The sequence below is a fragment of the Mycobacterium sp. 1245801.1 genome, from assembly GCF_001673055.1.
In the GTDB taxonomy this organism is placed as follows: Bacteria; Actinomycetota; Actinomycetes; order Mycobacteriales; family Mycobacteriaceae; genus Mycobacterium; species Mycobacterium europaeum_A.
In genome coordinates this window covers 17,693-32,328 of sequence record NZ_LZKY01000046.1, presented here as the reverse complement: position 1 = coordinate 32,328, position 14,636 = coordinate 17,693, and the positions used below count along the sequence as shown (strand labels likewise).

The following is a 14,636-nucleotide window of genomic DNA, read 5'->3' as shown; positions in this document are numbered from 1 at the left end:
ATGGCTCTTCCGCCGGAGGTGCATTCGGCGCTGTTGAGCAGCGGACCGGGGCCGGGCCCCTTGCTGGCGGCCGCGGCGACGTGGACGGCGTTGAGCGCCCAATATGATTCGGCGGCAACGGAGTTGACTTCCGTATTGACCGGTTCGGTTCCGGTGTGGGAGGGCCCGACGGCCGACAGCTATGTCGCCGCGCACATGCCGTATTTGGCGTGGCTGCAGCTGGCCGGCGCGCTGAGCGCCGAGGCGGCCGCTCAACACCAGGGGGTGGCCACCGCATATACCGCCGCGTTGGCCGCGATGCCAACGCTGCCGGAGTTGGCCGCCAACCATGCGACGCACGCGGCCTTGGTGGCGACGAATTTCTTTGGGGTCAACACCATTCCGATTGCGCTCAACGAGGCCGACTACGCGCGGATGTGGACTCAGGCGGCCACCACCATGACCACCTACCAGGCGACGACCGCGGCGGTGCAGATGAGCAGCGCCGCTGGAGCGGGCACCGGGGGTAAGGCGGGCAGCGGCTCCGGATCCGGCACGGGCACCGGAACCGGAACGGGAAGCGGCACCGGCACTGGGACCGGCGGCGGTGGAGGCGGCGGCACGGGTTCCTTCCAGTTGCCCACGCCCGAAGAGATCTGGGAAATGCTGTTCGGGCCCGACGGTGAGCAGATCCCCGGGCAGGGCCAACCCAACTGGAGTCCATCGGAGTACCTGCAGAACCTGGGCAACTTCTTCAACGGCAACGCCCAGGCGGTGGCCTGGCTACAGCAGAACCTTTCCGGCCTGCTCAATCCGTCCCAATTCCCGGCTCTGGTCAACTATTTCATCGCGTGGCAGACCTACCGGATCATCAACTGGACGATCCGGACACTGCGCTTCATTCTCCAGGAGCTGCCGCTGCTGCTGCAGGTCGGTTTGAGCCTGTCGATCACCAGCCTGGGAAGCCTGGCGGGTTTGGCGGGCCTGGCCGGGTTGGCCGCGCCGGCCGGCGCTCCCGCTCCCTCCGCCGTGCCGCAGCCCGCGGTGGTGGGCGTGCAACCGCCGGCGGTGTCGGCCGCTGCGGTGACGGCGCCCATGGCCCCGGCCGGCCCGGTAGTGACGGCGACGTCGATGGCGTCGACCCCGGCGCCCACGGCTTCGGCGGCTGTGCCGCCCGCGGCTCCACCCACACCACCCGCCCCGGTGACCGGATCCGAGGGCTTCGGTTACCTGGTGGGCAACGTTGGGCTCGGTATGGAATCGTCGGCGCAGACCCGGGCCAACAGCGCGGCGCCCGCCACGCAGAACGCGGCGTCGGCCGCCGGGGTGGCCGCGGCGGAGGAGCACCATGGACGCTCACGCCGGCGCCCGCGCTCGGTCGTCGACCCCGGATACCGCTACGAATTCATCGAGGCCGATGACGAGACTGCCGCCGCGGCTGCACCCGCGTCGTCCGCTCGGCACCTGCCCTCGGATTCCGGCGCGTCGGCACGGGGCTTCGCCGGGACGCTACCTCGGCCCGACCTGCGGGCGGCGGGCCTGATCACGTTGGGCGACAACGAGTCCGGCGACGGCGCGCGCACGCCGATGCTGCCGGAGGGGTGGGACGGCCGGTAGGCCGCGCGGCCCGGTCCGCGTCAGCCGAGGTGCGCGGACAGTAACCAGGCGCCCACGGACTTGCGACCGTTGTCCTCATCGCGAATGTCGGCGGCGAAGTCCTGGAAGCCGGACAGGAAGCTTTCGGGCACGTTGGCGTGGATGCGGGCCGGCCGGATCTCGTCGATCACCCAGTACTTCGAGACCACCTCGCGCAGCTCATCTTCGGTCACCGCATTGACCGGCCCGTTGGCAGGCATCGCGGCGCGGTCGAAGACGAGCACAAAGTACGAGGCGCCCGGCGCTGCGGCCCGCACGATCGACTGCTGATAGCCCTCACGCAGTTCGACCGGCATCGAGTGGAAGAGCGTGCTGTCGACGATGGTTCCGAAGCGCCCGTCGTAGCCGGTGAAGGCGCTGATGTCCGCGACCTCGAAGGTCGCGCTGGTGAGGCCCCGGCGGGCGGCCTTCTCGGTTGCCAACGCAATGGCGGTGGGGGATTGGTCCAGGCCCACGGTGGTGAAGCCTCGCTCGGCGAGGTACAGCGACACGGCCGCCTCGCCGCAACCGGCGTCGAGCACGTCGCCGTGGAATTTGCCATCGTTGATGAGGGCCGCGATCTCCGGCTGCGGCTCGCCGATGCTCCACGGCGGCCGGTTGCCCTCGCCCATTTCGGGAGCCTCGCCCCGGTAGGCGGATTCGAACATCTCTTGCGTCGGTTGGGTCATGCCACAGTTTATATCAACGGCACTGATATATGTCAATGACGCTGATATAGGGGGCGTGCGGTGGCACGGCGACGGAGGGATTGATTGGGGAACTGGCGCGCCGACCGACCCCAGCTGCGCAGCAACCGAGGCCGTCGGGGGCTCAACTACTTGAGCGTCGCCGTCAGGTAGCCGGAAGCGTCGCCGAATGAGGCCAATTCGTCGTCGGGCACCGCGAACCCGTGTGCGGCAAACGCCTGCTCGGTTGTCCGTATATCGACGTCCCAGCCACGGGCGCCCAGGTATTCGGCGGCGGTGTTGCGCTCGCCGGTGTAGAACAGCTCGGCCAGATTGATGCTGGAGCCGATGCGCCGGGACCGCTCGGTCAGTTTCTGCGCCCAGTCCGAGGGGATGCTGCGCAGGTCCAGGTGTTCGGTGGCGATCCGGCTGCCCGGCGCCGAAACGGCCGCGATGTTGTCGAACAAGCGGTCCTGCGCCTCGGGCGGCAGGTAGACCAGCAGTCCCTCGGCGCTCCACGCGGTCGGCTGTGCAGGATCGAATCCGGCGGCGGTGAGGGCGGACGGCCAGTCTTCGCGCAGGTCGATCGACACCGTGCGGCGCTCCGCGCTGGGGGTGGCGCCCAGTTCACCCAGCGTCCGCGTTTTGAACTCGATCACCTCAGGTTGGTCGATCTCGTACACGACGGTGCCCGCCGGCCAGGGCAGCCGATACGCCCGGGTGTCCAGCCCGGAAGCCAAGATCACCGCTTGCTTGATGCCCGATTCGGTCGCTTGAACGAAGAAGTCATCGAAGAACCGGGTCCGCACCGTGATCTGCTCTTTGACCGCCTGACGGTTCAGCAGCGGATCGTCGCTGCGGTCGAGCTGATTGTCGAGCAGCTTGATGAAGCTGTCGATGCCGACTGCGCGGACGAGGGGGTCGGCCCACGGGTCATTCAACGAAGCATCCGGTGGGCTGGAGGCGATCGCCCGCTGCGCGGCGACCGCGGTTGCCGTGGCTCCGACGCTGGACGCCAGGTCCCAGGTGTCGTTCTCGGTGCGGGCCACACCCATCTCCTCTCCGCGACTGCGACGCGATTAGTTAGCTCATATAAGTTGACGACTCGACTGTACGCCTTAGTTGGACCCGGGGAATGGAGTCGCGGATCCGGGGTGTTCGGTGTAGGTATGGCTGACGAAATCGAGTTGAGCCCCAGGGGCTGGGTGCGCGACCAGACCGAACAGATCCTGAGTCAGGGCACGACCGACGGAGTCGAGGTTTTCGACCGGCCGATCGTGCTGATTACCGTCACCGGGGCGAAGTCCGGCAAGCAGCGCTACGTGCCGTTGATGCGGGTCGAGAAGGACGGCCGCTATGTCATTGTCGCGTCGCACGGCGGCGCCCCCGAGCATCCGCTGTGGTACTTCAACCTGAAGGCGAATCCGGCCGTGACATTGCAGGATGGCGACAAGGTGCTCAGGTTGACAGCGCGCGAGCTCGACGGCGCCGAGCGCGAGGAGTGGTGGCAGCGGGCCGTTGAGGCCTTTCCGCCCTACGCGGATTACAAGACGAAAACGGCACGGCAAATCCCGGTTTTCGTTCTGGAGTAACCATTTTCCCTCGGCTGGCTGCGCTGCTTGCAATGGCCGCCGAAAATTTGCATTCGATATGCGCCCGGCCCGTCCGGTTGACCCCTTTATCTCCGCCCACTTACCTTCGAACGCATAGGCCAGGCATTTCCATCCGAACAACGACGTTCGTGGTATCTGTAACCGCCTGCGCCGCACGGCTTTACGAGTGATCATCCTGCCGTGACCGGGCGGATAGCTAAAAGCCCACCGCTAAAGACCAATTCGGGGAGGGCCGGTGCACAAGCTGGAACAGCCAGGTCGACATGACCTGGAGGCGGTGGCTCCGTCCCGGCTCGATCGGATGCGAGAGACGCTACGGTACGATCTGCCGGCCTCATTGGTGGTTTTTCTGGTGGCGCTTCCGCTGTCACTAGGTATCGCGATCGCTTCGGACGCACCGGTTCTCGCGGGCTTGATCGCGGCGATCGTCGGAGGAGTGGTCGCCGGGTGGCTCGGCGGCTCCCCACTGCAGGTGAGCGGTCCGGCCGCAGGGCTTACCGTGGTTGTCGCCGATCTGGTCGCCCAGTTCGGCTGGGCGATCACATGTTTCATCACCGTGATCGCAGGGATTCTGCAGGTCCTGTTGGGGTTCAGCAAGATTGCCCGAGCCGCACTGGCGATCTCGCCGGTCGTGGTGCACGCCATGCTGGCCGGCATCGGAATTACGATCGCCCTGCAGCAAGTTCATGTGCTACTGGGCGGCGCTTCGAAAAGCTCGGCGTGGAGCAACGTCACCGGATTGCCCGCCCAGATTCTGAGCGCACACCGCCCGGGAGTCGTGCTGGGATTGCTGGTGATCGCCATTCTGGTGGCCTGGCGCTGGGTTCCGGCCCGGGTGGCCCGTGTTCCGGGTCCACTGGTGGCGATCGTGACGGTCACCGCCATCTCGATGATCTTCCCGTTCCACGTGTCCCGGATCGTCTTGGAGGGCTCCGTCCTCGAGGCACTGCGGTTGCCGTCGCTGCCGCACGGCAATTGGGCAGCCGTCGTCATCGCCGTCATCACGGTCACATTGATCACCAGCGTGCAGAGTCTGCTGACCGCGGTGTCGATCGACCGGATGCACACCGGGGCGCGAACCGACTTCAACCGTGAGCTGATCGGGCAGGGCGCGGCCAACATCGCGTCGGGCGCCATCGGCGGGCTTCCCATCGCCGGTGTCATCGTGCGCAGCGCGGCCAACGTGAATGCCGGGGCGAAGACGCGTGCATCGACCATCCTGCATGGCATTTGGATATTGCTCTTCGCGGTGCCGTTCGCGGGGCTCGTCGAAAAGATTCCCACGGCGGCACTTGCCGGCCTGCTCATCGTCATCGGCATCGAGCTGCTGAAACCGGCGCATATCGAAACCGCCTTGCGCAACGGCGATCTCGCCGTCTACCTGGTGACCGTGGGCAGCGTCGTCTTCCTCAATCTGCTGCACGGCGTGATGATCGGGCTCGCGCTGGCCGTCGCCGTCACCGGATGGCGGGTGGTGCGCGCCAGGATCGAGGCCAAGCCCGTTGGTGACGGATGGCACGTCGTCGTCGAAGGCGCTTGCACCTTCCTGGCGCTGCCCCGGTTGACCGGCGTCCTGGCGTCGGTCCCCGACCGCACGTCGGTCACCATCCACCTGCTGACCAGCTATCTCGATCACGCGGCGCACCAAGCGATCAGCGACTGGCAGCGCCGCCACTGCGCTACGGGCGGGCAGGTCCATGTCCGCGACACGGTCGAGCCGACTGAGCCCGCGCCAAAGCGATCGAAAGCCGGCCGCCGCAACGCGCACCTGAGTTTGGTCGAGGAGTTGTCCGCGGCGGGAAGCCGGTAAAGCCGCGGCGCTATCTGAGGTCGTCGGCCACCTGCTCGAGGGCGGCGAGGTGTTCGTCGACGTTCGCGAAGCCGGCCTTCATGGTGTTCACCGACAGGTGGCTGGCCCCGGCGGCCTTCCAGGCGGCGATGGCGGCGGCGAGCTTATCGCGGTCTTCGGTCCAGCTGACCCGGCCTTCCATGCCGAGGCTCTTCGGGTCGCGGCCCGCGGATTCGGCCGCGCGGCCCACCTGCTCGAGCGCGTGGTCGAGCCCGGGTCCGGGCTCGACCATGGGGAACCAACCGTCGCCGAGCCGACCGGCACGTTCGTATGCACGATCCGACGCGGCGCCGAACCACACCGGTATCGGCCGCTGGGTGGGCAGCGGGGCCAGGCCGGCCCCCGTCACGGTGTGGTACCGGCCGTTGAACGTGACCGACCGTTCGGTCCACAGCCTGCGCATGACCTCGACCTGTTCCTCGGAACGCTTGCCGCGGTTGATGAACGACTCGCCAAGCGCCTCGAATTCGACTGCGTTCCAACCCAATCCGATGCCGAGCCGGAAACGGCCACCGCTGAGCACATCCACCTCGGCGGCCTGTTTGGCCACCAGCACCGATTGGCGTTGCGGCAAGATGATGACACCGGTGACGAGTTCCAACGAGGTGACAGCAGCCAGGTAGCCGAACATGACGAACGGCTCGTGAAACGTCGAGTCGATGTCGTAGGGGCCCTGAAAGCCGTGATGCACCGTCGGGTCCGCGCCGACGACGTGGTCGTAGGCCAGGATGTGGGTGAACCCCAGTTCCTCGACGCGCTGACCGTACAAGCGCACGACGGCGGGGTCCGAGCCGAGCTCGGTTTGCGGAAAGACGACTCCGATACGCATTCGCTGTGCAACCGCGCGATAGCGGGATTGCTTCCCAGACGAAACTCCCGCGCGAGCCCGCGGGCCAGGGGTTTGGGGGCGGTGTCGGCTTCTCGCCTCTGGCGCAAGTGGTCGCTCGCAGCGACGGTTCTGGTGTGGTCCCCGGGGGAATGGCCGACACCGCCGCGCTGATCAACCACGGTCGTCGTCGGGATATTCCACCGCCGGTCGGTCGAGGATGATGAAGTCGTGACGGCGAAGAAAGTCAGCGGGGTGCTCAGGGTCGGCGAGATGGAGCCGACGTTCGCAGCGGAGCTGTCCGCCCGGTATGAGATTCCGCAGCTGCCCGGCGGCCCCGACCGCACGCGGTTTTTGACCGAGCACGGAGCCGGTGTGCGCGTGCTGGTGACGTCGGGATCGCCCGGCGTCGATGCGGACACCATGGCGGCGTTGCCCAATCTGGAGGTCATCGTCAACAACGGGGCCGGCGTGGATCTCATCGATCTGGAGGCGGCCAAACGCCGCGGCATCGGCGTGAGCAATACGCCCGATGTGTTGTCGGACACAGTCGCCGACACCGCGGTGGGGCTGATCCTGATGACGCTGCGCCGTTTCGGCGCCGCCGACCGCTACGTGCGCGCCGGCCGATGGGCGCGCGAGGGCGCGTTTCCTTACGCCAGGGACGTCAGCGGCCTGCAGGTCGGCATCTTGGGACTGGGCCGGATCGGTTCGGCGATCGCGACCAGGTTGCTCGGATTCGACTGCGCCATTGCCTATCACAACCGCCACCGCATCGAGGGATCACCGTTCCGCTATGCCGATTCGCCCGTGGAGCTGGCCGAGTCGGTGGACGTCCTGGTCATCGCCACCACGGGTGACCGCAATGCGCACAAGTTGGTCGACCGCGCGGTGCTGCGGGCTCTGGGCCCCGAGGGTTACCTCATCAACATCGCCAGGGGCAGCGTGGTCGACGAGGACGCGCTGGTGGAATTGCTGGCCGCGGGCGAATTGGCGGGAGCGGGCCTGGACGTCTTCGCCGAAGAGCCACACGTACCGGCCGAATTGTTCGGCCTGGACAACGTTGTGCTGCTGCCCCATATCGGCAGCGCCACCGCGCGGACCCGGCGGGCCATGGCCCTGCTGGCGATCCGCAATCTCGACAGCTACCTCAGCACGGGCGAACTGGTCACACCCGTCCTGTCGCCGCACCGCTAGCACCCGCCGTGACGCCGTGACCTGGTGATTCTGCGCGGCTATCGATCTGTGGCCGAAGCGATACTCGCAGAAGGTTATTGCTCCAACTGCAACTGGGTATGCGGCTTTCATGAGTCCACTACTGCCGGAGACAGCCACGCCGGTGCGGCTGACGCTCGCCGGCACAGCCCGCCCCGACACGGTGGCGGCGTGGCGCCGTGCGCTGCAACGGTGGCTGGCGCAAGAGGTGCGCGCGCCGGAGGAGATCCGCGAGGACGTCGTCCTCGGAGTCAACGAAGCGCTGGCGAATTGCGTTGAGCACGCTTATCGCTCGCATCAGCAGGTTGGCGTCATGAAACTCCAGGCCAGCTACGACCCGCAGGCCGAGTCGATCCGGGTCTGTGTCAGTGATCGAGGAAGCTGGCGCAAGCCCTCATCGAGGCAGTCGAACGATCCGCACGCCTCGCGCGGCATCATGCTGATGCACCGCCTGTCCGACCACTGCACCATCCACGCCCGGCCCAACGGCACCAGCGTTTACCTGGATTACGCGACCGACGCGGAGCTCGCCGGCCAGCAGCGGTGAGGCCTCGGACCCAGTCCCTGATCAGGCGCCCGACCTTGCCGTGGGCGTGAATTCGACCGGCATGCGTTCCAGACCGCTGACGAAGTTGGCCGGCCGCAGCGGTAGCGGGTCCGCCGAGGCCAGCCGCATGTCCGGGAGGCGTTTCAGCAGCCGCTCGAGCATCATCGACAGTTCCAGGCGCGCCAGCTGATTGCCCAGGCAGAAGTGGGTGCCGAAGCCGAATGCCAGATGGTTGTTGGGGTACCGGTCTATCCGGAAGCTCTCCGGGTCGCCGAACACCGCCTCGTCGAAGTTCGCCGATTCGAACAGCAAGATGATCTTCTCGCCCTGATGGAGTTGCGTGCCGTGGAAGTCGACGTCCGCGGTCATGGTGCGGGCCATGTTCTTGACCGGGGCGGTCCAGCGCAGCATTTCCTCGATCGCGTTGGGTAGCAGGGCCACGTCGTCGACCAGTCGCCGGTGCTGTTGCGGGTGACGCAGTATCTGCGCGGTGCCGCCGGACAGCGTGTGCCGGGTGGTCTCGTCGCCGCCGATGAGCAGCAACAACACCTCGGTGACGATCTCATGGTCGGCCAGCTTCTGGCCGTCCACCTCCGCATGTACCAGCACGCTGACCAAGTCATCGGTGGGCTCGGCCTTGCGCGCCGCGATCATGCCCGTCATGTATTCGGTGTAGGCGGCGAATGCGTCCACCGAGACCTGAAAATCCTCTTGTGCGGTCGTACTGCTGAGCAACGTCACCATGTCGTCGGACCAGCGAAGGAACATCTGGCGTTCCTCCGGAAGCACCCCGAGCATGTCGCCGATCACTGCCATGGGAAGGGGAGCCGCGAGGTCCCAGACGAAGTCGCACTCGCCCCGTTCACAGACGTTGTCGATCAGCGCGTCGCACAGCGCGCCGATCGAGTACTCCCTGTCCTTGACGCGTTTACGGGTGAAGCCGGCGTTGACCAGCTTGCGCCGCAGCAGGTGGGCGGGGTCGTCCATTGCGATCATCATGGGCGGTGCGTCCTGGTCCGGCCGGATACCGCCAGCGTTGGAGAACAACTCCGGTGCCCGCTCGGCGTCGATCACCGCCGGGTAGGTCGCCGCGGCCGCCAGGCCGTTGCGGTCCCGGAAGACCGGCTCGTTCTCGCGCATCCATCGGTAGACCGGTCGCGAGTCGCCCGCGTAGAAGGCGCCGTCGGTCAGATCGACGTCGGGCCGCAGCTGGCTGCGCGTATCAGTGGTGCTTGGCATGGTTCACCCTTCTCCCCGCCTGCGCTGACTTACCGTGGACCTTACAGTAGGCGCTGTGGTATTCCCCACAAAGGATTGTGGCCGCGGTTGCGCAAATCGGCGCCCGCCACAGCGCATGGCGCATGTGGGATAGCTAACGCGTCACGGCCGCAGGACCACCAGGGAAATGGGTATATGACCGTTTCTTCGGCCGTTCAACTGCGAGGACTTCATTATGGGCCAGAACATCCGACGACAGCTCGGCAAAACCGACAGTCCAATCGAGGACGAGCTCGAAGACGCCTTCAGCAGAATGCTGAGCGAGGGTACCCAGCGACTGCACCGGAGCTGGCGCGGTGTGCTGGTCACCGGGTTTTTCGGGGGCACCGAAGTGGCGCTCGGCGTGCTCGCCTATCTGTCGGTCCTGGACGCCACCCACCGCCCGCTGCTGGCCGGATTGGCGTTCTCCATCGGCTTTTTGGCGCTGCTGCTCGGTCGCAGCGAGCTGTTTACCGAGGGCTTCATCATCCCCGTCGTCACCGTGGCGGCCAAGCGCGCCGGCCTGACGCAACTGCTCAAACTATGGGCCGGGACGATGTTTGCCAACCTCGTCGGCGGTTGGGTGATCATGTGGCTGATCATGACCGGCTTTCCCGAGTTGCACTCTCAGACGGTCGAATCCGCGACCCACTTCGCCACCGCGCCGCTGTCGGCCCAGAGCTTCTGTCTGGCCGTGCTCGGCGGCATGGTGATCACGCTGATGACCCGGATGCAACACGGCACCGACTCGGTGCCCGCCAAGATCGCCGCGGCCGTGGCGGCGGCGTTCCTCCTCGCCGGGCTGCGGTTGTTCCATTCGATTCTGGATTCGCTGCTCATCTTCGGCGCGCTCATCACCGGCAAGGCGCCGTTCGGCTACCTCGATTGGCTGGGCTGGTTCGGCTACACCGTCGTCGGCAACCTGGTGGGCGGTCTCCTGTTCGTCACGCTGCTGCGATTGCTGCGCAGCAAGGACCGGCTGGAGGAAGAGCGCGCCGACGCCACCGACACCGTTGCCTCGTGAGCGGCGGCAGCGATTTGCCAGCGCCGCAACGTGTCTCAGACGCCCGCCACCAGCTCCAGATCCTTCAGGGACGCCTCGAGATGACCGAGCATTCGCTGCAGGTGCGGGACGCTGCGGCGGCATCCGACCAGACCGAAGTCGAGGTTGTCCGCGTTGTTGGTCACGGTGATGTTGACCGCCTGCCCGTCGAGCGGGATCGACAGCGGATAGTTTCCGTCCAATCGTGCTCCGCGCCAATACAATTGGTCTGAGTTGCCGGTCGACACGTTCGAGATGACGATGTTGAACGGCGGCGAGCCCGCGGAGAGATAACCGGGGATCAGCCCGAAGAACAAGCCGCCGATGTTGAAGGCGGACAGGGCCAATTGCTGAACCGGCGGCAGCTGCCAGAACACCTCCTTGGTGTCGCGGATGGAGGCGCTGATGATCTCCAGCCGCTTGGCCGGGTCGTCGAGATCCGTTGCGAGATTGCACAGGAACGTCCCGACGTTGTTGCCCCCGCGGTCGTCGTCGTCCTTGCGCAGATTCACCGGGACCATGGCGGTCAGCGGCGCGTCCGGCAGGGCGTTCTGATCGAGGAGGTAGGCGCGCAGGGCCCCGGCGCACATGGCGAGCACGACGTCGTTGACGGTGGTACCGGTGGCGGATTTGACGGCGTTGATGCGCTCGAACGAGTACGACTGTGCCGCTACCCGTCTGGCGCCGCCGATCCGGACGTTGAACATCGAGCGAGGCGCCCGGAACGGCAGGGTCAGTTGCTGTTCGAGTAGCGCGGCGCGCGCCAGCTTGAGTGTGGAGGGCGCCAGGGCGAGCGCCGACCCCGCGGTGCGGCCCACCCGGTCGAAGAGCGACGACTGTTCGCGTCGCCCGCTGCGCTTACGCGGACCCAGGCTCCACGGCACCCGCACCTCGTCGTCGTCGGGGTCGGGGGTGAAGGCGCGCTGCACCAGGCGTAGCGCCGAGACGCCGTCCATGAGGGAGTGGTGATACTTCGTGTAGACCGCATACCGCCCGTCCTGCAGGCCTTCCACCAGGTGCGCCTCCCACATCGGGCGATGCCGGTCGAGCAGGCTGCCGTGCAGCCGGGAAGCCAACTCGAGCAAGTCGCGGACTCGTCCCGGCTCGGGCAACGCGGACCGGCGAAGGTGGTAGTCGAGTTCGACGTCCTTGTCGAAGGACCACGCGACGTTGGTGATGCCGCCGAAGAAGGCCGGATGCTTACGGAACGACGGCTGCACGTCCGTGCACTGCAGCATCGCCTGATACGCCTCGCGCACGAAATGGGGATCGGCATCCTCCGGGGGCTCGAAGAGTTGCAGTGAGCCCACGTGCATCGGGTGTTCGCGTGACTCGCCGATGAGGAACAACGCGTCCATCGGTGATATCGGTTCCATAGGCGTTCCCATTCCGTCCGCTGTGCCGTCCATCCAGCACATGCCCCTTTCGTATTAGCCGCAGCGAACGATTGCTAATCGCGAATGACGTCCCGACATCGCGCGGTCGCCGGGACGCTTGTGGGCGCGATCGTTTGGGTATTGACGATCGAGGGGGTGCGGATGCCGGCGGATTCGGGTTGTCCGAAGCGGATGGAGTTCGGGCCGTGCGGCGGCGTGCGGCCGGACGGGCAGTGCGAGATGCGCCCGGGTCCGTGCGTCTTCGACGACGTGGTGCCGTGGTCGGGTCATAGCCCGGCCCCCCGACCCGCGCGGACTCCGCGGGTGCTGACCGACTTCAGCGCCACCCCGTTCGATCCTGACGACATCGCGGCGACGGCGACGGTCCTGGCGCCCGGATGCGACGCCGTCCTCGTGGGCGAACACCAGAACAAACCCGACTTCCCGCCCACGTTGATGGCGTCGCTGTTGCTCGACGCCGGTGTGACGCCGTGGATCACGTTGTCCTGCCGGGACCGTAACCGCGTGGTGCTCGAGCAGGAGTTGAGAGGACTGCGCAGCATCGATGTCGAAACGGTGCTGTGCGTCACCGGCGATGGGCGCGGATATGACGTGCGCCCGGATGTTTCGCAGGCCTTCGACCTCGACGGGCCTCGCCTGGTTTCGCTGGCCGCTTCGGTCGGCATCGTCGCCGCGGTACCAGAAACGCCTACCGCCCCGCCCGTACAGCGCAGGCCCGCGCGGTTGGTCGAGAAGCAGCGAGCCGGAGCGAGTCTGGCGGTCCTCAACCACGTGCCCTTTCCCGACATGGTCGCCGATTTCATGAAGTCGGCACGGGCGGCCGGGTTGGCGATCCCGGTGATCGCGGCGGTAGCGGTATTCACCGACACCGTCTCGGCGGCGGTACTGGAAGGGCTGCCGGGACTCGAGCTCGATCCCACTGTGACGCAACGGGTTCTGGGCGCGTCGGATCCGGTGGAGGCCGGGATCGCGGCGGCGGTGGACGAGGCGCGAGCGCTGCTGTCGATCGAGGGCGTCGAGGGGGTGAACGTCTCGGGGCTGGCCTCGGCATCGGGACCTCGCATCGGTGCGGAGATCAAGGCAGAAGTGGGCCGGCGCATCCGGGAGCAGGGAGGAGGGGCGCCATGACGGACCCCATGGAGGCCGAGTTCGACGCCGTCGCCGAATGGACCGCGCAGGTGGCGGCCGAGCTCGGGCCGGACTACCACCTCCCTGCCGGCTGCCGGGGAAGCGGCAGCCCGGCGGCCCTCGACTGGCTCGTCGAACACATGAAACTGGCGCCCGAAGCCACACTGTTGGACGCCGGCGCCGGCGTCGGGGGCCCCGCGGCATACGCCGCTCGATCGACTGCGGTTCGGCCCGTTCTCGTGGAGCCGGAGACCGGCGCGTGCCGTGCGGCACAGAAACTCTTCGGCTTTCCGGTGGTGTGCGCGATGGGATCGGCCCTACCGATGAGGGACGCGAGTTTCACCGCCGCCTGGGCACTGGGCGTGCTGTGTACCACCCCCGATCAACTCGCGTTGCTCACCGAGCTGCGCCGCGTGGTACGGCCGGGTGGGCGCGTCGGGTTGCTCGTTTTCGTCGCGCATCGCGACATACCGCCAAATGCGCTGGAGGGCAACCACTTTCCGACACCCGATGCCTTGCGAGAGCTGCTGACCAGGGCCGCGCTCGACGTCGAGCGGCAACTCGGCACGCAGGACCTTCCGCCGATCGAGGACGCATGGAATGAGCGGGTCGACACCGTGGAGCGTGTCCTCGCCGACCGGCATGGGGACACGGAGACCTGGCAGTTGGCCGAACGTCAGAGTTCGACGATCGGTCGGTTGCTCGAGGATGGAACTTTGACCGGCGAGTTGTTGGTGCTGCGTCACGCTTGACCGCTGAGCCGCCTCGTTCGCGGCACGTTGTCACCGCGCCGAAGCGCATCGGCTAGCGCCCGGTGGCCTGAAAGATGACGCGCCGCGCGATCTGCACCGCATGGTCGGCGAAGCGTTCGTAGAAGCGGCCCAACAGCGTGGCGTCCACCGCGGCGGCGACGCCCTCCGTCCACGCGGGATCCTTCAGCATCGCCAGCAGGCGCCGGTGCAGGTCGTCCATCGTGTCGTCGTCGCGGCGAATCTGAGCGGCCCGCCGCGGATCCTGCGACACCAGCACCTCGCGCGCCCCCAGCGCCAGCGCTTCGGCCGCCTCGCCCATGGCGGCGATGTATGGCCGCACCTCGGCCGAGACGGCCGGATACGGGTGCCGGCGACGGGCGATCTCGGCGATGTGGACCGCGAGCTCGACCATCCGTCGCGCGTCCGCGGCGATCCGCAGGGCGCTGACCACCGCGCGCAGGTCGGTGGCCACCGGCGCCTGCAAGGCCAACAGCGCGAATGCGGTCTCCTCGACGTGCGCATCCATCGCGAGAATGCTGCGATGGCGCGCGATGACGGATTCGGCCGTCGTCAGGTCGGCCTCCAGCAGCGCCTCGCTCGCCTGCTGGATCACCTCAGCGGCCATCGCGCACATCTGGGCGAGCTGTTCGGTCAGCGTGCGCAGCCGCTGGTGGAAACCGGTCCTCATCTTCACCGGATAGCCCGCCACG

At 67.1% G+C, this 14,636-nt stretch carries 14 protein-coding genes; 8 read left to right on the top strand and 6 right to left on the bottom strand.

The features are described 5' to 3' along the window. Complete coding sequence (locus A5622_RS02700) at positions 1–1,596, top strand: PPE family protein (protein ID WP_066876516.1); 1,596 nt, start codon at positions 1–3, stop codon at positions 1,594–1,596. Between the two features lie 20 nt (positions 1,597–1,616). On the opposite strand, the gene A5622_RS02695 is transcribed toward A5622_RS02700, so the two are convergent. Together A5622_RS02695 and A5622_RS02690 are read right to left on the bottom strand one after the other, a co-directional pair. Beyond that, on the bottom strand, positions 1,617–2,303 hold the full coding sequence (locus tag A5622_RS02695) for a class I SAM-dependent methyltransferase (RefSeq protein ID WP_066861185.1): 687 nt from the start codon (positions 2,301–2,303) through the stop codon (positions 1,617–1,619). A 146-nt stretch (positions 2,304–2,449) separates the two neighbouring features. Continuing rightward, positions 2,450–3,349 carry a class I SAM-dependent methyltransferase gene (locus A5622_RS02690; RefSeq protein WP_066861270.1) on the bottom strand — a complete coding sequence of 300 codons (900 nt, stop codon included), beginning with the start codon at positions 3,347–3,349 and terminating at the stop codon, positions 2,450–2,452. A 120-nt stretch (positions 3,350–3,469) separates the two neighbouring features. Between A5622_RS02690 and A5622_RS02685 the strand changes: the two genes are divergently transcribed. Together A5622_RS02685 and A5622_RS02680 are read left to right on the top strand one after the other, a co-directional pair. Next, positions 3,470–3,892, top strand: coding sequence for a nitroreductase family deazaflavin-dependent oxidoreductase (locus tag A5622_RS02685; RefSeq protein ID WP_066876479.1), 423 nt, complete (start codon positions 3,470–3,472; stop codon positions 3,890–3,892). Between the two features lie 322 nt (positions 3,893–4,214). Continuing rightward, positions 4,215–5,723, top strand: coding sequence for a SulP family inorganic anion transporter (locus tag A5622_RS02680; RefSeq protein WP_066876477.1), 1,509 nt, complete (start codon positions 4,215–4,217; stop codon positions 5,721–5,723). Between the two features lie 10 nt (positions 5,724–5,733). Here A5622_RS02680 and A5622_RS02675 read toward each other — a convergent pair whose 3' ends face one another. Then, positions 5,734–6,591 (bottom strand): LLM class F420-dependent oxidoreductase, encoded by an 858-nt coding sequence (locus A5622_RS02675; RefSeq protein WP_066876475.1) that lies wholly within the window; start codon positions 6,589–6,591, stop codon positions 5,734–5,736. Positions 6,592–6,861: 270 nt separating this feature from the next. Here A5622_RS02675 and A5622_RS02670 point away from each other — a divergent pair, with 270 nt between their 5' ends. Both A5622_RS02670 and A5622_RS02665 read left to right on the top strand, forming a co-directional pair. After that, positions 6,862–7,785 (top strand): 2-hydroxyacid dehydrogenase, encoded by a 924-nt coding sequence (locus A5622_RS02670; RefSeq protein ID WP_369827431.1) that lies wholly within the window; start codon positions 6,862–6,864, stop codon positions 7,783–7,785. Between the two features lie 142 nt (positions 7,786–7,927). Continuing rightward, entirely contained in the window at positions 7,928–8,350 is a 423-nt protein-coding gene (locus A5622_RS02665; protein WP_197498009.1) for an ATP-binding protein, read from the top strand. Between the two features lie 21 nt (positions 8,351–8,371). On the opposite strand, the gene A5622_RS02660 is transcribed toward A5622_RS02665, so the two are convergent. Further along, entirely contained in the window at positions 8,372–9,589 is a 1,218-nt protein-coding gene (locus A5622_RS02660) for a cytochrome P450 (protein ID WP_066876473.1), read from the bottom strand. 214 nt (positions 9,590–9,803) lie between these two features. Between A5622_RS02660 and A5622_RS02655 the strand changes: the two genes are divergently transcribed. Beyond that, positions 9,804–10,631 carry a formate/nitrite transporter family protein gene (locus A5622_RS02655; protein ID WP_066861200.1) on the top strand — a complete coding sequence of 276 codons (828 nt, stop codon included), beginning with the start codon at positions 9,804–9,806 and terminating at the stop codon, positions 10,629–10,631. 35 nt (positions 10,632–10,666) lie between these two features. On the opposite strand, the gene A5622_RS02650 is transcribed toward A5622_RS02655, so the two are convergent. Further along, positions 10,667–12,025: a wax ester/triacylglycerol synthase family O-acyltransferase gene (locus tag A5622_RS02650; RefSeq protein WP_066861203.1), complete on the bottom strand. Its 1,359-nt coding sequence runs from the start codon at positions 12,023–12,025 to the stop codon at positions 10,667–10,669. Positions 12,026–12,187: 162 nt separating this feature from the next. Between A5622_RS02650 and A5622_RS02645 the strand changes: the two genes are divergently transcribed. Beyond that, entirely contained in the window at positions 12,188–13,174 is a 987-nt protein-coding gene (locus A5622_RS02645; RefSeq protein ID WP_066861281.1) for a methylenetetrahydrofolate reductase, read from the top strand. Next, positions 13,171–13,926, top strand: a complete 756-nt coding sequence (locus tag A5622_RS02640) for a class I SAM-dependent methyltransferase (protein ID WP_066861206.1) — start codon at positions 13,171–13,173, stop codon at positions 13,924–13,926. Before A5622_RS02645 ends, A5622_RS02640 begins: the two co-directional genes overlap by 4 nt. 52 nt (positions 13,927–13,978) lie before the next feature. Here A5622_RS02640 and phoU read toward each other — a convergent pair whose 3' ends face one another. Continuing rightward, the gene (gene phoU / locus A5622_RS02635) at positions 13,979–14,614 is read right to left on the bottom strand and encodes a phosphate signaling complex protein PhoU (protein ID WP_066861284.1); all 636 of its coding nucleotides are present in this window, start codon (positions 14,612–14,614) and stop codon (positions 13,979–13,981) included. Between the last annotated feature and the right edge of the window lie 22 nt (positions 14,615–14,636).